The sequence below is a fragment of the Herbaspirillum sp. GCM10030257 genome (assembly GCF_042666555.1).
Lineage (GTDB): Bacteria > Pseudomonadota > Gammaproteobacteria > Burkholderiales > Burkholderiaceae_D > Noviherbaspirillum.
Map to the genome: position 1 here is coordinate 304,378 of NZ_JBHTDH010000004.1, position 16,028 is coordinate 320,405.

17 protein-coding genes are annotated in these 16,028 nt (G+C 58.3%); 10 read left to right on the plus strand and 7 right to left on the minus strand.

The genetic code is table 11. The annotated features are described in order from the left end of the window. The first annotated feature begins 288 nt into the window (after positions 1-288). From ACFQUU_RS08340 to ACFQUU_RS08370, 7 genes are all read left to right on the plus strand, one after another. On the plus strand, positions 289-669 hold the full coding sequence (locus ACFQUU_RS08340; RefSeq protein ID WP_382245394.1) for a hypothetical protein: 381 nt from the start codon (positions 289-291) through the stop codon (positions 667-669). Positions 670-893: 224 nt separating this feature from the next. Beyond that, complete coding sequence (locus ACFQUU_RS08345) at positions 894-2,609, plus strand: carbamoyltransferase (RefSeq protein ID WP_382245397.1); 1,716 nt, start codon at positions 894-896, stop codon at positions 2,607-2,609. After that, positions 2,609-3,775 carry a glycosyltransferase family 9 protein gene (locus ACFQUU_RS08350; RefSeq protein ID WP_382245754.1) on the plus strand — a complete coding sequence of 389 codons (1,167 nt, stop codon included), beginning with the start codon at positions 2,609-2,611 and terminating at the stop codon, positions 3,773-3,775. The genes ACFQUU_RS08345 and ACFQUU_RS08350 overlap by 1 nt, the downstream gene beginning before the upstream one ends. Further along, positions 3,772-4,812 (plus strand): UDP-glucuronic acid decarboxylase family protein, encoded by a 1,041-nt coding sequence (locus ACFQUU_RS08355; protein ID WP_382245400.1) that lies wholly within the window; start codon positions 3,772-3,774, stop codon positions 4,810-4,812. The genes ACFQUU_RS08350 and ACFQUU_RS08355 overlap by 4 nt, the downstream gene beginning before the upstream one ends. 20 nt (positions 4,813-4,832) lie before the next feature. Then, positions 4,833-5,096, plus strand: a complete 264-nt coding sequence (locus tag ACFQUU_RS08360) for a hypothetical protein (RefSeq protein ID WP_382245403.1) — start codon at positions 4,833-4,835, stop codon at positions 5,094-5,096. 14 nt (positions 5,097-5,110) lie between these two features. Further along, positions 5,111-6,682: an FAD-dependent oxidoreductase gene (locus ACFQUU_RS08365; RefSeq protein ID WP_382245406.1), complete on the plus strand. Its 1,572-nt coding sequence runs from the start codon at positions 5,111-5,113 to the stop codon at positions 6,680-6,682. Between the two features lie 602 nt (positions 6,683-7,284). After that, complete coding sequence (locus tag ACFQUU_RS08370; RefSeq protein ID WP_382245409.1) at positions 7,285-7,887, plus strand: dienelactone hydrolase family protein; 603 nt, start codon at positions 7,285-7,287, stop codon at positions 7,885-7,887. A gap of 196 nt (positions 7,888-8,083) precedes the next feature. Here ACFQUU_RS08370 and ACFQUU_RS08375 read toward each other — a convergent pair whose 3' ends face one another. Continuing rightward, positions 8,084-8,395 carry a 2Fe-2S iron-sulfur cluster-binding protein gene (locus ACFQUU_RS08375; protein WP_382245412.1) on the minus strand — a complete coding sequence of 104 codons (312 nt, stop codon included), beginning with the start codon at positions 8,393-8,395 and terminating at the stop codon, positions 8,084-8,086. Further along, entirely contained in the window at positions 8,392-9,066 is a 675-nt protein-coding gene (locus ACFQUU_RS08380) for a glutathione S-transferase family protein (RefSeq protein ID WP_382245415.1), read from the minus strand. Before ACFQUU_RS08380 ends, ACFQUU_RS08375 begins: the two co-directional genes overlap by 4 nt. 148 nt (positions 9,067-9,214) lie before the next feature. Between ACFQUU_RS08380 and ACFQUU_RS08385 the strand changes: the two genes are divergently transcribed. Both ACFQUU_RS08385 and ACFQUU_RS08390 read left to right on the plus strand, forming a co-directional pair. Then, the gene (locus ACFQUU_RS08385; RefSeq protein ID WP_382245418.1) at positions 9,215-9,352 is read left to right on the plus strand and encodes a hypothetical protein; all 138 of its coding nucleotides are present in this window, start codon (positions 9,215-9,217) and stop codon (positions 9,350-9,352) included. Positions 9,353-9,475: 123 nt separating this feature from the next. Next, positions 9,476-10,363, plus strand: a complete 888-nt coding sequence (locus ACFQUU_RS08390; RefSeq protein WP_382245420.1) for a succinylglutamate desuccinylase/aspartoacylase family protein — start codon at positions 9,476-9,478, stop codon at positions 10,361-10,363. 158 nt (positions 10,364-10,521) lie between these two features. Here the strand turns inward: ACFQUU_RS08390 and ACFQUU_RS08395 are convergent, their stop codons facing one another. From ACFQUU_RS08395 to ACFQUU_RS08410, 4 genes are read right to left on the minus strand one after another with little or no spacing between them, the layout of a single operon-like run. Further along, positions 10,522-11,295 carry an N-formylglutamate amidohydrolase gene (locus ACFQUU_RS08395; RefSeq protein ID WP_382245423.1) on the minus strand — a complete coding sequence of 258 codons (774 nt, stop codon included), beginning with the start codon at positions 11,293-11,295 and terminating at the stop codon, positions 10,522-10,524. A gap of 8 nt (positions 11,296-11,303) precedes the next feature. Next, complete coding sequence (locus tag ACFQUU_RS08400; protein ID WP_382245426.1) at positions 11,304-12,560, minus strand: glutamate-cysteine ligase family protein; 1,257 nt, start codon at positions 12,558-12,560, stop codon at positions 11,304-11,306. After that, on the minus strand, positions 12,557-14,020 hold the full coding sequence (locus tag ACFQUU_RS08405) for a RimK family protein (RefSeq protein WP_382245429.1): 1,464 nt from the start codon (positions 14,018-14,020) through the stop codon (positions 12,557-12,559). The genes ACFQUU_RS08400 and ACFQUU_RS08405 overlap by 4 nt, the downstream gene beginning before the upstream one ends. Then, a complete protein-coding gene (locus tag ACFQUU_RS08410) occupies positions 14,017-14,751 on the minus strand; it encodes a hypothetical protein (RefSeq protein WP_382245431.1) in 735 nt (244 codons plus the stop codon). Before ACFQUU_RS08410 ends, ACFQUU_RS08405 begins: the two co-directional genes overlap by 4 nt. A gap of 316 nt (positions 14,752-15,067) precedes the next feature. Between ACFQUU_RS08410 and ACFQUU_RS08415 the strand changes: the two genes are divergently transcribed. Then, complete coding sequence (locus ACFQUU_RS08415) at positions 15,068-15,736, plus strand: hypothetical protein (RefSeq protein ID WP_382245433.1); 669 nt, start codon at positions 15,068-15,070, stop codon at positions 15,734-15,736. 163 nt (positions 15,737-15,899) lie between these two features. On the opposite strand, the gene ACFQUU_RS08420 is transcribed toward ACFQUU_RS08415, so the two are convergent. Then, positions 15,900-16,004: an entericidin A/B family lipoprotein gene (locus ACFQUU_RS08420; protein ID WP_382245757.1), complete on the minus strand. Its 105-nt coding sequence runs from the start codon at positions 16,002-16,004 to the stop codon at positions 15,900-15,902. Positions 16,005-16,028: the final 24 nt, after the last annotated feature.

The following is a 16,028-nucleotide window of genomic DNA, read 5'->3' on the forward strand; positions in this document are numbered from 1 at the left end:
TGTCCTTCAGGGTGGCAATTCCGGCTCGCCGCCCTGGTTTGATAACTGTAATGATCACTGTAATCCTTACACCTGGGCGCTGAAATTTCTTCCGGAACTATTTCAGATCAAGCTAAGGCAGGGCAGGTATTGAGGGTGGGCGCCGGTCAAGGGAATGGGATACTTGTGCAGGCACACAAGTTCCTAGCCCCTGCTTTTCTATACGTCATCGTGTGTCCGTGAAGCCGATACGGACTGCAGGACGGGCATAACGGAAACCATTCCCTCAGGCAAACCTGGCAAGCAGGCATGACGATTGCGGTGCGCACGCCAGATAAGTTATCAGCTCTTCCATTTTTGAAAGGAATCGCAATGAATGCCGATATTGTCGGCTGGATCAGTTCGCTCGTACTCGTGTCGACGATTTCCAGGCAGGTCTATACACAGTGGCGCACCAAGCGTGTGGATGGTGTATCGAAGTGGCTATTTATTGGTCAGTTGAGTGCATCGTTCGGCTTTACGATTTACAGTTACCTAGTGGATAACTGGGTGTTTGTCTTCACTAACTTTTTCATGTTCCTGACCGCCGTCGTGGGTGAAATCATCTATCTCAGCAACAAGCGACATGCCCAGCGGCAGGCTACTATCCAGGAAAAACCTTCTGGCGCTGTGCATGCAGCCGGGAGGTAAATGCCACGAGGTCTTAATTACATGCGCCTGTAGAAGTTACGCGCAAATTTCGCCTGCCGCATGACTGATGGTGAGCATTCCATGGGTGCAGGGCGCACCTTCGGCATAGGTATATCGCTTGCTTAATTGCTCACAAATTGCGACGTCCTGCATCACGCCGTCGGCTCTGCGCATCCTGTCGCCTGGGCACTACCTGTACGGCAAATCCAACTCCGGAGGGAAATGTGTATACGCTTGGAATCAATGCTGCCTACCATGATTGTTCTGCTACTTTGGTTCGCGATGGTGAAGTCATCGCCGCTGCGGAAGAGGAACGCTTCACTCGCATCAAGCACGGCAAACGACCTGTGCCGTTTTCAACATGGCAGCTCCCTTTCCATGCGATCGACTATTGCCTGAAGGAAGCTGGTATCGCACTGGCTGATGTGGACCATGTCGCTTATTCGTACAATCCATGGCTGCTGCTCGGTGAACGCAAGGGTGATGAAACCATCACACTGCCGCTGGAACCCTCCGCGCACAAAAGCGACTGGCTGTCGCCCTGGGATCCCTTGTTCCTGTCGTCCATCGTCAATGCGCCGCGCCAGCTGGCAAGCGGTGCACCCCATCACATCCGCAAACGTTTTCGCGATGTGCAGCATGATGGCCCGTTCAAATGGCACTTCGTCGAACATCACCTTGCGCATGAGGCGAGCGCATTCCTTGCCGCTCCCTTCGACGAATGCGCGGTGCTTACCATGGATGGCCGGGGCGAACTGGCGACCACCAGTTACGGCTATTACCAGGACCGGCGCTATCACCGGCTCAAGCAGGTCAACCTGCCGCATTCGCTAGGCCTGCTTTACGAAAACGTCACCGACTACCTCGGTTTCCTGCATTCTTCCGACGAATACAAAGTCATGGCGCTGGCCTCTTACGGCAAGCCGGTGTTCGCCGAACAGTTTCACGTAATCCTGCAGTATCGCGGCGATGGCGACTACGAAGTCCATCCCGCGAAATGGGCCGAGCTTTTCGGTCCGGCACGCGAACGCGGCGCGGAGTTTACCCAGCATCACATGAACATCGCGTCATCGCTGCAGATCGTGCTCGAAGAAACGGTGCTGAAGATGGTGCACTGGCTGCACGAAGAAACCGGCGCTGAGCATCTCGCGATGGCGGGCGGTGTCGCACTCAATTGCGTGATGAATGCGCGGGTTCGCGACCGCGGACCTTTCAAGAAGGTATGGGTGCAGCCGGCATCGGGAGATTCGGGTACATCGCTGGGTGCCGCGCTGTGGATCGATGGCCAGCAGCGCGGCATGTCCAAGTGTAGCTGGCAGATGGACCATGCCTTCCTTGGCCCATCGTATGACGATGATGAAATCGAGGAATTCCTGAAGCAGGCCAAGCTCAGCTACCGGCGTGCCGATAACCTGTCGAAGGAAGTTGCCGATTTGCTGCTGCAAAACAAGGTCATTGGCTGGTTCCAGGGCCGCATGGAATTCGGTCCGCGTGCGCTCGGTGCGCGTTCCATTCTGGCCTCACCACTCGATCCGGCTATGCAGCAGCGCCTCAATACCATCAAGGACAGGGAAGACTTCCGCCCCGTCGCACCCGTGGTGCTGGAGGAGGAAGCCGCCAACTGGTTTGTCGACGGCAATGTATCGCCGTTCATGGTCTTTGTGTATGACGTGCGTGCCGACAAGGAAGACAAGATTCCGGCGGTGCGTCACGTCGATGGCACTGCACGCATCCAGACCATCAATCGTTCGCAGAATCCGGCCTATTACGATCTGCTCACGGCATTTGCCGAACGTTCGGGCGTGCCAGTGCTGATCAATACCTCGTTCAATACACGCGGCGAACCGGTGGTATGCAGTCCGCGCGATGCGGTCGAATCATTCTGCACGACACCGCTCGATGCATTGGCCATCGGCTCCTTCATCGTGCAGAAACCATGATGGGGAAGACGCACATTATCGACCTGCCGGAGAGGCAGGCGGTATTCGATCCGTCCGTACGGCACATCGCGGTATTCCGTGCATTGCAGCTAGGCGACATGCTATGCACCGTGCCGGCCTTGCGTGCGTTGCGTGCAGCAGCGCCGGATGCACGCATTACGCTGATCGGGATGCCGTGGGCCAAGAGCTTTGTCAGCCGCTTCAGCCAGTACATCGACGATCTGCTGGTGTTCCCCGGCTATCCGGGTTTCCCGGAACAGGAGGCCCGCATCGATCTCTTCCCCGCCTTCCTTGCCGACGCGCAGGCCAGGCGCTTCGATCTGGCGATCCAGATGCATGGCAGCGGCGGCCTCAGCAATCCGCTGACGGTATTGATGGGTGCGAAGCGTACTGCCGGTTATATCGCGCCCGGCCAGTATTGTCCGGACCCGCAAACTTTCGCGCTGTGGGATGAACGCGAACATGAGGTCTTGCGGTTCTTGCGCCTGATGGACTTTCTTGGTGCGCCGGCAAAGGGTGAGCAGCTGGAATTTCCGTTGACCGAGACTGATGTCAATTCCTTGCAGCAGAGCGTATCGGATCTGCCGGCGCCGGGCACCTATGTCTGTGTCCATCCCGGTGCGCGGCTGCCATCGCGGCGCTGGCTGCCGCAGCGTTTTGCGGAAGTGGCCGATCGCCTCGCACTGACCGGACTGCAGGTGGTGTTGACCGGATCGCCGGATGAGGCAGAGGTGGTCAACGCCGTGCAGCGCGCCATGCGTTTGCCTGCCCGCAATCTCTGCGGCAAAACAGACCTTGGCGGCCTTGCCGCCTTGCTTTCGCAAGCGCGGCTGGTGGTTTCCAACGATACCGGCATTTCACATGTCGCGGTGGCGGTGGCGACCCCCAGCGTCATTGTGTCCTGCGGCTCGGATGCGGCCCGCTGGGCGCCGCTCGACCGCTCGCGCCATCGTGTCATCGCGGCGCCGGTCGCATGCCGGCCATGCATGCATCTGGTATGTCCGATCGGACACCAGTGCGCGCAGGATGTCACTGCCGACCAGGTTATCGGGATGGCTGCCAGTCTTCTTGATCAGCAGGCGACCCTGTCAAGTCCCGCCAACCGATTGAACACATTGGATTCAACAGGCCCATCAAAATCCGCTCTAAGGGAAATGCATTCATGAAAGAAGCCGACTGCAAACGTATTCTTGTGACCGGCGGCGCCGGCTTCCTTGGCTCGCATTTGTGCGAATACCTGCTGCGCCAGGGCCACGACGTGTTGTGCGTCGATAATTTTTACACTGGCAGCAAGCACAATATTTCAAATCTGCTTGCGCATCCGCGATTTGAACTGATGCGGCACGATGTCACTTTTCCGCTGTACGTCGAGGTCGATGAAATTTATAACCTGGCCTGCCCGGCGTCACCTGTGCATTATCAGAACGATCCGGTACAAACTACCAAGACCAGCGTACACGGGGCGATCAATATGCTGGGCCTCGCCAAGCGGGTGAAGGCAAAGATCCTGCAGGCATCAACTAGTGAAGTCTATGGCGATCCCCAAGTGCATCCGCAGACCGAGCAGTATTGGGGGCATGTCAATCCGATCGGCATCCGCTCCTGTTATGACGAAGGCAAGCGCTGCGCGGAAACCCTGTTCATGGATTACCGGCGCCAGCACAATCTCCAGGTCAAGATCGCGCGCATCTTCAATACCTACGGTCCGCGCATGCACCCCAATGATGGGCGGGTCGTGTCCAACTTCATCATGCAGGCATTGTCCAATGAGCCGCTGACGATCTACGGCGACGGATCGCAGACGCGCTCGTTCTGCTATGTCGATGATCTGATCGCTGCATTCGACAAGTTGATGAATAGCCCCGGTGACTTTTGCGGCCCGGTCAACCTGGGCAATCCGACCGAGCACACCATGCTGGAACTGGCCGAGCGGGTGATTGCCCTGAGCAACTCGCGCTCGAGCATTGTGTTCAAACCCTTGCCCAGCGATGACCCGGTGCGGCGCAAGCCGGACATCTCGCTCGCACGCAGCATGCTCGAATGGGAGCCCGGGGTCAGCCTCGATGAAGGATTGCGGCGCACGATTGATTACTTCAAGGGAATGCGTGCCGGGCTCGATGATGAGGACGTTGACGTCCCGGCCGACTTCGCGTCCAGCATGCAGGAACAGGGCTTGCATGGCGGATCACCTACACCCGCTTAACGAGAGTGCAAGGCTAGCTCATGAAACGTTCCCCCGACCCCTGGAAGAAAAATCAGATCAGCTGGAAGTCCTTGCTTCTGCTTGCAGCAGTGGCGCTGGCAACCGTCGCATGCAGTGAGCCGCCGACCGATCCGCCGCTACCGCAGGCCATGCCACGGCCCACGGTACATATCCCGGCTATTGATGATGATGACGATGACAACGGCGTGCCGGAAGGCGAGGTGGTCACCGTACCGTTCATTGTGCCCGCACGGCCAATGCCCCGGGTGCCTGGTTTAATCTGAACAAGGAAAACATCATGGACCTTGACGACAATACCGGCTTTGCCCTGGCCCGCAGGCCGATCTGGGAAGCAGCTTCGCCGAAGCCTGATTTTCCCGCATTGGCGGCGGAGATCAACGTTGATGTGGCGATTATTGGCGGCGGGATAACCGGCATGACGACTGCCGCCTTGCTGGCGCAGTCCAATCTGCGAGTCGCATTGCTGGAAGCTGCGCAGATCGGCTCCGGCACGACCGGCCACTCGACCGGCAACCTGTATGCGACGGTCGACCAGAATCTTCATAAGCTGAGCGCCAAATGGGGAGAGCTCAAGACGCGGCAAGTGGTCGATTCGCGCCGCCGCGCGGTTGACCTGGTCGAGGGCCTGGTGCAGCAGCACAACATTCAGTGCGGCTTTTCACGGCAACCATGGACGCTCTACAGCATGGATGCCGATCCGACCGCCAATGACACCATTGAACATGAATATCAGGCGGCCATGCGTTTTGGCCTGCAAGCAAGGATCAGCAATGACCTGCCGGTTCCTTATCCTGTGCACAAGGCACTGATCGTCTCCAACCAGGCGCAATTCCATCCCCTCAGCTATGTGCGGCAACTGGCGTCGGCGATCCGGTCGGGGCGTTGCGAAATCTATGAAATGAGTCCGGTCACCGATGTCGATGAAGCCACCGGCCTGATCAAGACACTGCAGGGCAGGGTGCATGCGCAGCATATCGTGATGGCAACGCATACCCCGCTGGGCATCAGTCTGTTGCATACCGAGCTGGGCGTGTACCGGGAGTATGCAGTTGCGGCGCCCTTGCGCGAAGCCCAGCTCTCCGGCGGCATTTTCTGGAGTGCCGGACCGGAGAAGCATTCAACACGCCTGGTCGACATTGGCGGCACACCGCATGTGTTGATTATCGGTGGCAAGCACAAGACCGGGCAGAAGGAAGATGCGCAGGCAGAATACCTGAAGCTTGAAGCGGTGCTGCGCCGGAATTTCAATATCGGCGACGTCGCCTATCGCTGGTCGGCACAGCAATACCGGCCGGCGGACAGCCTGCCTTACATCGGCAGAATGACCAGCGGGTCGCGACTCCTGCATGCGACCGGTTTTGCCGCGGATGGACTGACTTACGGTACCGTTGCCGCCATGATGATCGCCGACGACATCAATGGGGTGAACAATCAATACGCCGAGCTATACACGCCGCGTCGTTTCAATCCGATCAAGGCGGCACCGACTTTCATCAAGGAAAACCTTAACGTCGCCAGCTATTACGTGAAGGACTACCTGAAGGCACCGGAAGCCAAGGAGATTTCCGAAGTCGCTCGGGGAGAAGGGCGAATTGTCGAAGTATCCGGCAACAAGCTGGCAGTCTATCGCGACGAGGCGTATCAGCTGCATGTGGTTTCCCCGGTCTGCACACACATGAAATGCCTGGTGCATTTCAACCAGGCCGAGCGCACATGGGACTGCCCATGTCATGGCAGCCGCTTCTCGGTCGAGGGTACGGTGCTTGAGGGGCCGGCCTTATCCGGACTGAAAAAGCTGGCATTGCCTGAGGAGCCGGTGAAGCCGAGCGGGGGGACAGTCGGCGAATAGTTGGAAATAATCATGATGAGGTGTGCATGTCTTGCCTGGACATGAGGCCCTGATTCCATTGCTGAAGCATAAAACATCTCTCCATCCTGGTCATCAGGAGGAGAGCTGGCGGGCCGAGCAGATGAATGCGTCGGACTTGCAACACACTCCATTCCATCTCACGCCATTTTCAACTGCGCCCGTCGCAAGCGATTCATGCTCCTGACGCCCCGAGCTATGTCCATCCTTGTCCTGGTGGCACAAACTTTGCGTTATCGCAGACCGTGAAGAAATACCTTTGTTTGCGCAATGGCAGATCGATGTAATCGTCGCACAGCGACGGCAGGAATTTCAGTTGTCAGGGAATATCCTGCTTTGTCCCTCGCCCCGGTGCTGCAGCAGCAGCGCAACACCATACACGCCTGTATAACCGTTTCGGCAGCTGCATTCCACCGTGCAGCAGTTTCGAGCCGTCGGTACCGGGCATTTCGTCTACAACTCAAACGGGCAAGCGCAGTCCTGCCCGTCATCCTCGCGTTTCACAGGCCTTGGCCTGTTGGAGAAAAACAATGGCTTTATCAATGCAAAGCACGGCGATCCACGTCCCGTGCGGAGACATACACATGGAGGGCGCACTCTGGCTTCCCGAGAATCATCTCGGCGTTGTGTTATTCGCCAATGGCAGCGGCAGCAACCGACTCAAGCCGCCGTACGACTATGTCGGCAGCGTCCTGCACAATGCCCGCCTTGCCACGCTGTGGCTGGACATGGTCACACTGGATGAGCGCCGCACCTATCAGCCTCGCCCAAGCGTGGCTCTACTCGCGGAGCGTCTTCAGGCTGCCTGCGACTGGCTGCAACTTAATGAGTCGACACGAGAGCTGCCGATTGCCTTGTTCGGCTCCGGCTATGGTGCCGCCGCGGCGCTGCAGTTGGCGGTGTCACGACAGCGTGATATCTGCGCCATCGTGTTGCGCGGAGGGCGACCGGACCTTGGCAGCCAGACGCTGGCCAAAGTCCTTGCGCCGACACTGCTGATCGTCGGCAGCCTGGATGACGGCGTGCTCAATGCCAACCGGAGTGCGTACGCAGCACTGGAGTGCAAGAAGCGACTTGAGATCATTCCCGGCGCCACACATTCGTTCGATGAACCGGGAAGCCTGGAAGTGGTGGCCAGACTTGCGCGTGGCTGGTTCTTGCAGCATACGCATTTCGCCTTGGTGTAACGCTGGCTAAATGCCGGTTGTGTAAATCCGGACGGCGACGTCGGTAATCGCTTCCGCTCCACGGCGGGATCTATGTCGGCGCCAACCTGCAAAGCAACATGAAATCAATAGGATTTCATGTTGCGTTATGGGCCGCCTTGGTATCAATTGGCATTAGTTGATATTGCACGGCGCAAAGACGACAAAAAATAGTCGTCTAACCGGGCAGACGCCGTGCATGCGGCACATGGATGACCAGATCCGATTCCGCTACCGCAACACAGGGAAGAATGTAGCCATCACGCTTTTCTTCGGGGCTGACGCCCGGCCATTCGATGCTGTAGCGGATGCGGCCGTCTACCAGTTTGCAGAGGCAGGTTCGGCATGTTCCGTTTCGGCATGAGGCGGGCAGGTCGATGCCTGCAGTACGTGCGGCAGTCAGGATGGAGCCGTCCGGCGGTGTTGTAAAGCGCCATCCGGAAGGTTCGATACATACCGAGAATTGCCGGGTGGGCTTGTCACTGTTCATGCCGCGGGGCCGGCGAGCGGTGCCGGGACCGGGGAGACGCCCTGGGCCAGCGCGGCTTTTTCCTGCGCGGCGAGCGCACGCTGGAATCCGTCCCGTTGTTGAAGGCGTTGCCAGTAGCGCAGCACGGCCTCGGGAAAACGTTCTGCCATGCCAAGATAGTCGGCCAGCATCAGCGCGTAGCCAACTGAAATATCGGCTGCCGTGAAGCGCTGCGCGCACAGGAATTCCTGGTGCGCCACTACCGCGTCCACCGCACGCAGCCGTGCCAGGAACCAGCGACTGTAGTCTTCCACAACCTGCGGCTGCTTGCGATCCTGTGTTTCAAACCGGCCATAACGCAATACCAGCGTCTGCGGAAAGGTAAGCGTGGCTTCACCCAGATGCAGCCAGTTCAGGTAACGGCCGTAATCCGGGTTGTCCTGAGCGACATCGAGGCTGCCCTTGCCAAAGCGGGACGCCAGATACTGGCAGATCGCTGCTGACTCCGTCATGCATAGCTCACCGTCGAACAGTGCCGGTACGGTGCCGAGCGGATTGACCGCCAGGTATTCCCGTGCCAGCGCGCGCGGAGGAAACGGCAGCATCTTCAGTTCATAAGGCAGCCCCAGCTCTTCCAATGCCCATAAGGGACGGAAGGAACGTGCGCTGATGCAGTGATAGAGGATCATCATGAGGTGCTGCGGCTTACACGGGATAACACAATGGCTCTCCTGAAAAAGGTTTTGCGAAATTGTAACGCCGTTTCCAGCGACATTGCCCGCATCCGGCACGCCGCTTCGCTAGAGCGCTTTCACCCTGACCGGGCCAGACGAGGCTGAGGTGATTTGGCTGCGGAACAAGGCGCGCCGACGCGACATGGCGAGCCATGGCAAGGAGGCCTCGGCGGCCCCGCGACAACGCCGTGCCGCGGACAAAGCATCCGGCATCGTCGGTACGGTCAGGGTGAAAGCGCTCTAGCGGCATGGTTGGACGGGCGTTGCCAAGGAATGCGACAATGCGCCTTTTTACCCGCCACCGGTCTGTCGCATCCTAGCAAACCGGCAAAGGCAACATTACCGAACAAGCAAGGGAAGGAAAACCATGACCGTCAAAACCGTTGTCTTTCATGCACTGGAAACCGGGCCCGCACTGACCGTACTGGGCGCCGTTCATGGCAATGAACGCTGCGGCCCCGAAGCCATCCGCCGCTTGATTGGCGACGTGGAAGACGGCACCGTCGCGCTAAGTCGTGGCAGCTTGCAGCTGATGCCAGTCGTGAATCCGAAAGCCTATGCACAGAACGTCCGCTTCGTTGAACGCAACCTGAACCGCCAGTTGTATCCTAAGGACGAAAAAGTCCACTACGAAGATCATCTCGACCCGATAGTGTGCGGCCTGCTCGACCGGACCGACGTGCTGCTCGACCTGCATTCCTTCGCGTCGCCGGGCGGGCCCTTCATTTTCCTGAGTGGAAAAAATCCCGATGAACTGGCTTATGCCAAGTCGCTTGGCGTGTCGGATTTCGTCTATGGCTGGGCGGAAGCGTACGGTGGCGGCGACAGCAAGGAATCGCAGGGCACGACCGAGTATGCCCGCACGCGCGGCGCACTGGCTGTGACGCTGGAATGCGGTCAGCACTTGAATGCGGACGCGGCCGACGTCGGTTACCGCGCGATCCTGATGGCGTTGGCACACTTCGACATGCTGGAACCATCCTGCCCGGCAGCGTCCGGCCTGGGTCAACCCGCAGCGGTAGCCGACCTGCGTTGCGTACGCATGAAAAGCGTGTTTTACCGGGATGAGGGGGCCAGCTTCTGCAAGCCGTGGCGGCATTTCGATGCGGTTGCCAAAGGCGAGGCGATTGCACGCTATGCCAATGGCGAGAAGCTGGTAGCGCCGGAAGACGGGTTCATTGTATTGCCGAAGGAAGCGGCGGCAACAGGGGGAGAGTGGTTTTACTTCGGGACGGCGACCGCGTATCCTGAGTAGGCCGGGCGACCGATTGATACGATCAATAGTGACGGCGGCCACACGCACACGCGCCGTAACATTCCCTCCCCCTTTTAGGGGGAGGGCTAGGGTGGGGGCATGAAGGTCGATCAGCCGACTGCAATTGCTCAACCTAGAAAGCAACATACCCAAACCCACTACAAACCCAAAGCCCGCACAAACGCTCCAATCACCCCGGCACGTAAGTCTCGCCAATGCCGCCCACGTTCAAATACGTGCTTCTGATTCATCTCCAGCTCGATCCCCACATAACTCCCAGCCGCAAACCTCCGTCGCAGATGCACGGTAAACCCATCCGCCGTTCCGCTATACGGATAGTTCATTCGCACTTTCATTTCCGCCAAGGTGTCGCGCATCTCTTGACGCCAGCGCCGACATAGCTCCGCCTCGCCAACGCGCGCGGGGTCGTACAGCAACCCTATATCCGCATTGCGTACTTCCCCATTCATCTCTGGCGTAAAGCTGTGACAGGACACATGCACCACCCGCGCGCCACCCTCGATCGCTTGCCGGATGCGGCTTTCGGCCTTGGTACGGTAAGGCTGGTAATAGCGCCGGGCAATCTCTTCGCGCAATTCCGGCTCGGCGGCGCGCGTCATTTCCGAGTACACATGGGGGTGGCCAATCGAGCGATTGAGGTCGATCAGCAAGCGGCTGACGGTTGTGGCGACCAGCGGCGCCCCGAGCGTTCTTGCCATGTCATGTGCCATGCGCAGCGCGCCCGGATCGTAACCGCGGTGCGTGCGCAATACCTCTTCGCGACCACGAAAGAAGTCGCGGTAACGGGACGGTATGCGATTGCCGCCATGTTCGCAGGTGATGAGATAGAAGTCGGGTCGGCTCAAGTTGATGTCACGGTTGACGTAATCGCAGGCCGGGGATGACCCAGCAATCGCTGAAGTTGAAATCACACTGATCGTTATGCCAGAAACATCCTCCCTTCTTGCAGGCAGTCGCACAGTTCCCGGTAGACCGCGTGGAGTTGTCTGGCCGATCCATCTCCGGCTGCCCGCAGTATCCTGCGCGCCAGCGGTCCACGCTCGAGCATGGTCTGCAGCGGGACGCTCCAGTGCTTGGCATGGGCATCGTCTTCGTCCAGCATCCTTCCGATCAGGTGATACCACAGTTCCTGTGCCGTACAGCGCTGGCCCGGATAGGACAGCAGCCGCAAGTAGGCAGCGTTGTCGATTACCGTTTGCTCGGCATCGCGTATGCAGGCATGCAGCACGGCCGCCAGTGCGGCGGTGGACATCTCTTGCTGCGCGAGCAGTTCTTCCCGCCTCACGCGATACAGGCGCCGCACCAGATCGACAGTGGCGGCTGCCACTGCAAGATCGGCACGCGGGCATTCCTGCGTGTCGATGACCCTGATCTCGATGGCGTTACGGTCGAAGCGCGCAATGGCGCCGCGCGAGTTCAGCCATTCTTCTTGGAGCACCCCCTCGGGGTCGTAAGGAGCAATATCCCGGTACATTGGCGTAAGGATGCGCTGTTCATAGGCCGCGCAGCTGGTGATCGTTTCGGGAATCACGTTGCCGGCGATGGAAGGAATCGCATTCGCATTGCTGCTGTACACATGCATGCGGTAATCCGCCATGCCGGTAGCGCGTCCATCGGCAAACGGGGAACTGGCCGCGAGTGCCGGAAGGATTGGCAACACCAGGCGTATCGCCGCATGCAGCCGCTCGAACTCATCGTCATTGGCAAACGGCAGGTTGATATGCATGCTTTGCAGATTGGCCCACCCATGCGACTTGCTATTGAAGATGCGGTCGTAGGCGCGATAAATTTCTTCGTTGCCATGCGGCCACAAGTGCGTTTCGCGCACCGGGTCCATCCAGGGATGCATCGCCGTTGGCATCAGCCTGGCGTTCATGGGTTGAAGAAGACGGTTGATCTCGCGCACTTCCGTATCGAATGCTTCCGGCAACATGGACAGCGACACGGTAGGGCGCAGGTTCTTGACCTCCAGGACATGCATCACCAGCTCGTTGGACCAGCCCATGCGGCCACGCCGCATTTCATTGTTTTCGCTGCCAGGTGCATCGCGCAGCAGCCGGTCCGACCAGGGCAGCACTGACAGGCTGTCGCGGTCGACGATCATATATTCCAGTTCAATGCCATAGCCCATGAAGGCGTGCAATAACGGGGGCTCCCCCTCTTCGTCGTCATTCATAGCGTGCAGTTTCCTTTGCGGGATTCGATGCGCTTGCGAAACACTCCCATGACCTCGCGGTACAGCGCATCGCCGAGCACGGCATCTTCATTGCCGGCATCGACGTTGGGGTTGTCGTTGATTTCGATGACGTAGTACTGCGATCCAACCTGTTTCAGGTCCACGCCATAGAAGCCGTCACCGATCAGGTTGGCGGCTTGCAAGGCGATCTTTATGACGTCGTCCGGCACTTCGCCGACCGATAGCGCTTCCGTGCGTCCTTCGCTGGTATTGTGATGTTCATGCTTGATGATTTGCCAGTGGCCGGGAGCCATGTAGTACTTGCAGACGAAGAGGACGCGCTGGTCCAGCACACCGATGCGCCAGTCGAACTCCGTCGGCAGATATTCCTGCGCCAGCACCAATTCGGATTGTTGCAACAGTTCGTTCACTTTCACCAGCAAGTCCTGTTCCGATTCGATCTTCACCACGCCCAGTGAAAAAGCGCCATCCGGTTGCTTCAGTATGCAGGGCAAACCTAGCGCCGACACAATCTGATCGACATTACCCTGATGAACCACCAGTGTTTTCGGGGTCGGAACATGGTGGCGCGTCAACAGTTCGTTCAGATAAATCTTGTTGGTACAGCGCAGGATGGAATCGGGATCGTCGATTACCACCATGCCGGCGGCGGCGGCCTGCCGCGAAACCTGATAGGTGTAGTGATCGACATTGGTTGTGTCGCGAATGAACAGCGCATCAAAGTCCGTCAGGCGGCGCATGTCTTTCGGCGTGATCAGTTCGCCATCCATGCCAAGCAGCGAGGCCGCATCCAGGAATTTATGCATCGCTTCTTCGTTCGATGGCGACTCGGTACGTTGCGGGTCGTGCAGTATCGCCAGCGAAGGCTTGCGCGACGCGGTGCTGGTCCGGATCTTTTGTTCTTTCAGGTGCTCGATCACAGCACGTGTTGCCAGATCATGGTGATGCGGAGGAATATCGCAGATGCTTCCAGCATGAATGCTGCATAGATGCCAACGATCGTTGGCGCGCTCGAAGCGCGCATGCAGCACCGGCGTGCGCAGCAGTTTGAATAACTGTTCGCACAGATGCTGATGCGCTCCGTCGGCATCGCGGCCAAAATAGATATTGAGATCGACCATCTCTTCCTCCGTCCGTGAGAATGAGCAATCGATCAGGTTGCCAAGCTTGTCCGACACGTCCTGCACCAGCGTCTCCGAATGCAGGTCTTTCATCGCTTCTGCATCCGGCAGGGGCTGGTGCCCGCGCGCTTCCGCCAGGAGGGATACGTAGTATCCCTTGCTTTGATAACGGTAGGTACGACAGAGATTGAAGACTTTGGTGGAACGGGTGTCGCCGTAGGCGGGATCCATCAGATAGGTCTGGGCGGGTATGACTGTGACGCCCGGAATGTCGTTGGGCCAGTCCTGCTCTCGACTCACAACGAAAAGAATGTTCATGACGTTTCCTGTCGCGGCTTGCGCTTGGGGTGAATGATCAGCAGGTTGGCATCATGGGTGACAATGCCGAGCAGCACAGCATTGACAACACGATCCACGCTTAACCAGTAGGCATGGTTGCTGTCATACGGGTTCGCCTGGTAGGGATCGACGACCAGCACCTTGCGCCTTTCGCTGTCGTAGCCCCCGATAATGACAAAGTGGCCCGATGGCAGGCCCCGGACATCATCAGGTTCATCTTCAGGCCCGAATTCTCGTGCTGCGCGATATAGGAAAGTGGAACTAAGCCCGGTAATGATGGGCATTCTGCGCAGTAGGATATTGCGTATCAGATAGCGCGACAGGTCAAACAAGCGCAGTCGCCCGCCCAGGTTCAGAAATTCCAGGTAACCGTTGGTCGCATGCTGCAGGCGATAATCCATCTTGTGTTCACGCTGGCTGCGAAGCCGATCTGCAATATCGACGCCGGGTTCGGTAAACCAGGTCGGATCGAACACCGTCAGGTTGTACGTATAGATGCTGGCCATGTATCCCTTGCGCAGCGCGTCGCAGGCAAGAAAAACCGCAAAGGTGCCGCCGTGCTCCAGCCTGCCGGTACGCGCGATAACTTCCGATAAGGGTTCATCGTCCCCCCAGTAGCGATACAGGGCGTGCAGGCACGTGGGACCACAGGTGGTTTCGTCCGGTTGCGGCAGGATGTTTACCGGCAACTGCAAAATTGCATGGCTCACGGGAAATTGTGCTGGGCTGTCTTGGTGGTTAAGCTGTCTCATGGGAACAGGCACTCCTTCTTAGCACGTAGCATTTTTGGTGCCAGTCAAAGTAGGCCCATGGATGCGCGATTACGCTTGGTGACAGAGCGGCCTACGTAGTTCATGTACTTGGCTACTGATACCGGTCGCATGTAAAAGTTTCCAGCGATGGCAAGCGCCGATGGCAAGTCTTTGCTCGCTCCCTGCCGCATGCCTGATACGGCGTAGTGTTCAACACGGCATGGATGGTGCTTTGATGTCGCTGGACAGCCACAACAATGATCGGAGGTGCCTCATGAGAGAAAGAATGCGCGGTTTGATGATGATCGGGCTTGCGACTCCCGTGTTTGCGCTCGCGCAGGCGACAACTGGTTCGCCGTCGGTCCCTGCGCCTGCAGAAGAATCATCGGCAGCAGGTATTACATCGCAAGGCATTCCCGAGCCGAGTCGTGAATTGTCGTCGGGTGGCGCCAACGCAACCAACTCCGAAGCCGGCGTCGACACGGCCACGCTGCCATCGCCGACAGACCGTCTTAAACCGGTAGTGACCAATGACATTACATACTTGTGCGGTGGTATAGGCGAGGAAGAAACCAATTTCATGAAGCAGGAGGCGAAAGGCTATGACCTGATGCTGACTTTCGCCGCGCGCGACGGTGCCTATCTCGCCGATGTCAATGTGACGATCAGCGGACCGAACGGCGCTTCGTTGCTGCAGGCACGCTGTGATTCGCCCATCCTGCTGGTAGACCTTCCGAAAAGCGGAAGCTATCGTGTGACTGCCGATGCGGCTGGTCATTCGCTGCAGCGCCAGGTGAAGGTGGATGCGAAGCGAAAGGGCAGTCGACATCTTACGCAGGCCGTGTTGGTATGGCCGCAACAGGTGGCCGAGGCACCGGCAGGGCCAGTAACGTCGGGTGAATCCGGGTCTGCGCAGGGTAACACCGGAACGGGAACAAAATGAAATAAGGCACTACGACGCAGGTTAAGGTCGCGTAGTGCGTCATTGCTTATTCATTGCGTCTCATTGCCGCCACAGACGCGAAGCGGTGGCGCCCTGAAACACAAAAGGCAGGACCGGCCCGATGGTGGCCGACCCTGCCCTTTACCTCACAGCCAGGACTGGCTTATTTGTTCTTTTCAGCAGCGCCTTGAACTTTCTCGCCGCCGCGCTCAACGTCTTTGCCGAAGCCAGACATAGTGTTACAAGCGGACAGGCCGATAGTGACCATCAGGATGCTCAGTACGGAGATAAT

What these genes read in the sequence shown, in the direction of transcription:
- ACFQUU_RS08340 (WP_382245394.1), top strand. Translation starts at nt 289, where the DNA reads ATGACGATTGCGGTGCGCACGCCAGATAAGTTATCAGCTCTTCCATTT.
- ACFQUU_RS08350 (WP_382245754.1), top strand. Translation starts at nt 2,609, where the DNA reads ATGGGGAAGACGCACATTATCGACCTGCCGGAGAGGCAGGCGGTATTC.
- ACFQUU_RS08355 (WP_382245400.1), top strand. Translation starts at nt 3,772, where the DNA reads ATGAAAGAAGCCGACTGCAAACGTATTCTTGTGACCGGCGGCGCCGGC.
- ACFQUU_RS08360 (WP_382245403.1), top strand. Translation starts at nt 4,833, where the DNA reads ATGAAACGTTCCCCCGACCCCTGGAAGAAAAATCAGATCAGCTGGAAG.
- ACFQUU_RS08365 (WP_382245406.1), top strand. Translation starts at nt 5,111, where the DNA reads ATGGACCTTGACGACAATACCGGCTTTGCCCTGGCCCGCAGGCCGATC.
- ACFQUU_RS08370 (WP_382245409.1), top strand. Translation starts at nt 7,285, where the DNA reads ATGGAGGGCGCACTCTGGCTTCCCGAGAATCATCTCGGCGTTGTGTTA.
- ACFQUU_RS08375 (WP_382245412.1), bottom strand. Translation starts at nt 8,395, where the DNA reads ATGAACAGTGACAAGCCCACCCGGCAATTCTCGGTATGTATCGAACCT.
- ACFQUU_RS08380 (WP_382245415.1), bottom strand. Translation starts at nt 9,066, where the DNA reads ATGATGATCCTCTATCACTGCATCAGCGCACGTTCCTTCCGTCCCTTA.
- ACFQUU_RS08390 (WP_382245420.1), top strand. Translation starts at nt 9,476, where the DNA reads ATGACCGTCAAAACCGTTGTCTTTCATGCACTGGAAACCGGGCCCGCA.
- ACFQUU_RS08400 (WP_382245426.1), bottom strand. Translation starts at nt 12,560, where the DNA reads ATGAATGACGACGAAGAGGGGGAGCCCCCGTTATTGCACGCCTTCATG.
- ACFQUU_RS08405 (WP_382245429.1), bottom strand. Translation starts at nt 14,020, where the DNA reads ATGAACATTCTTTTCGTTGTGAGTCGAGAGCAGGACTGGCCCAACGAC.
- ACFQUU_RS08415 (WP_382245433.1), top strand. Translation starts at nt 15,068, where the DNA reads ATGAGAGAAAGAATGCGCGGTTTGATGATGATCGGGCTTGCGACTCCC.
- ACFQUU_RS08420 (WP_382245757.1), bottom strand. Translation starts at nt 16,004, where the DNA reads ATGGTCACTATCGGCCTGTCCGCTTGTAACACTATGTCTGGCTTCGGC.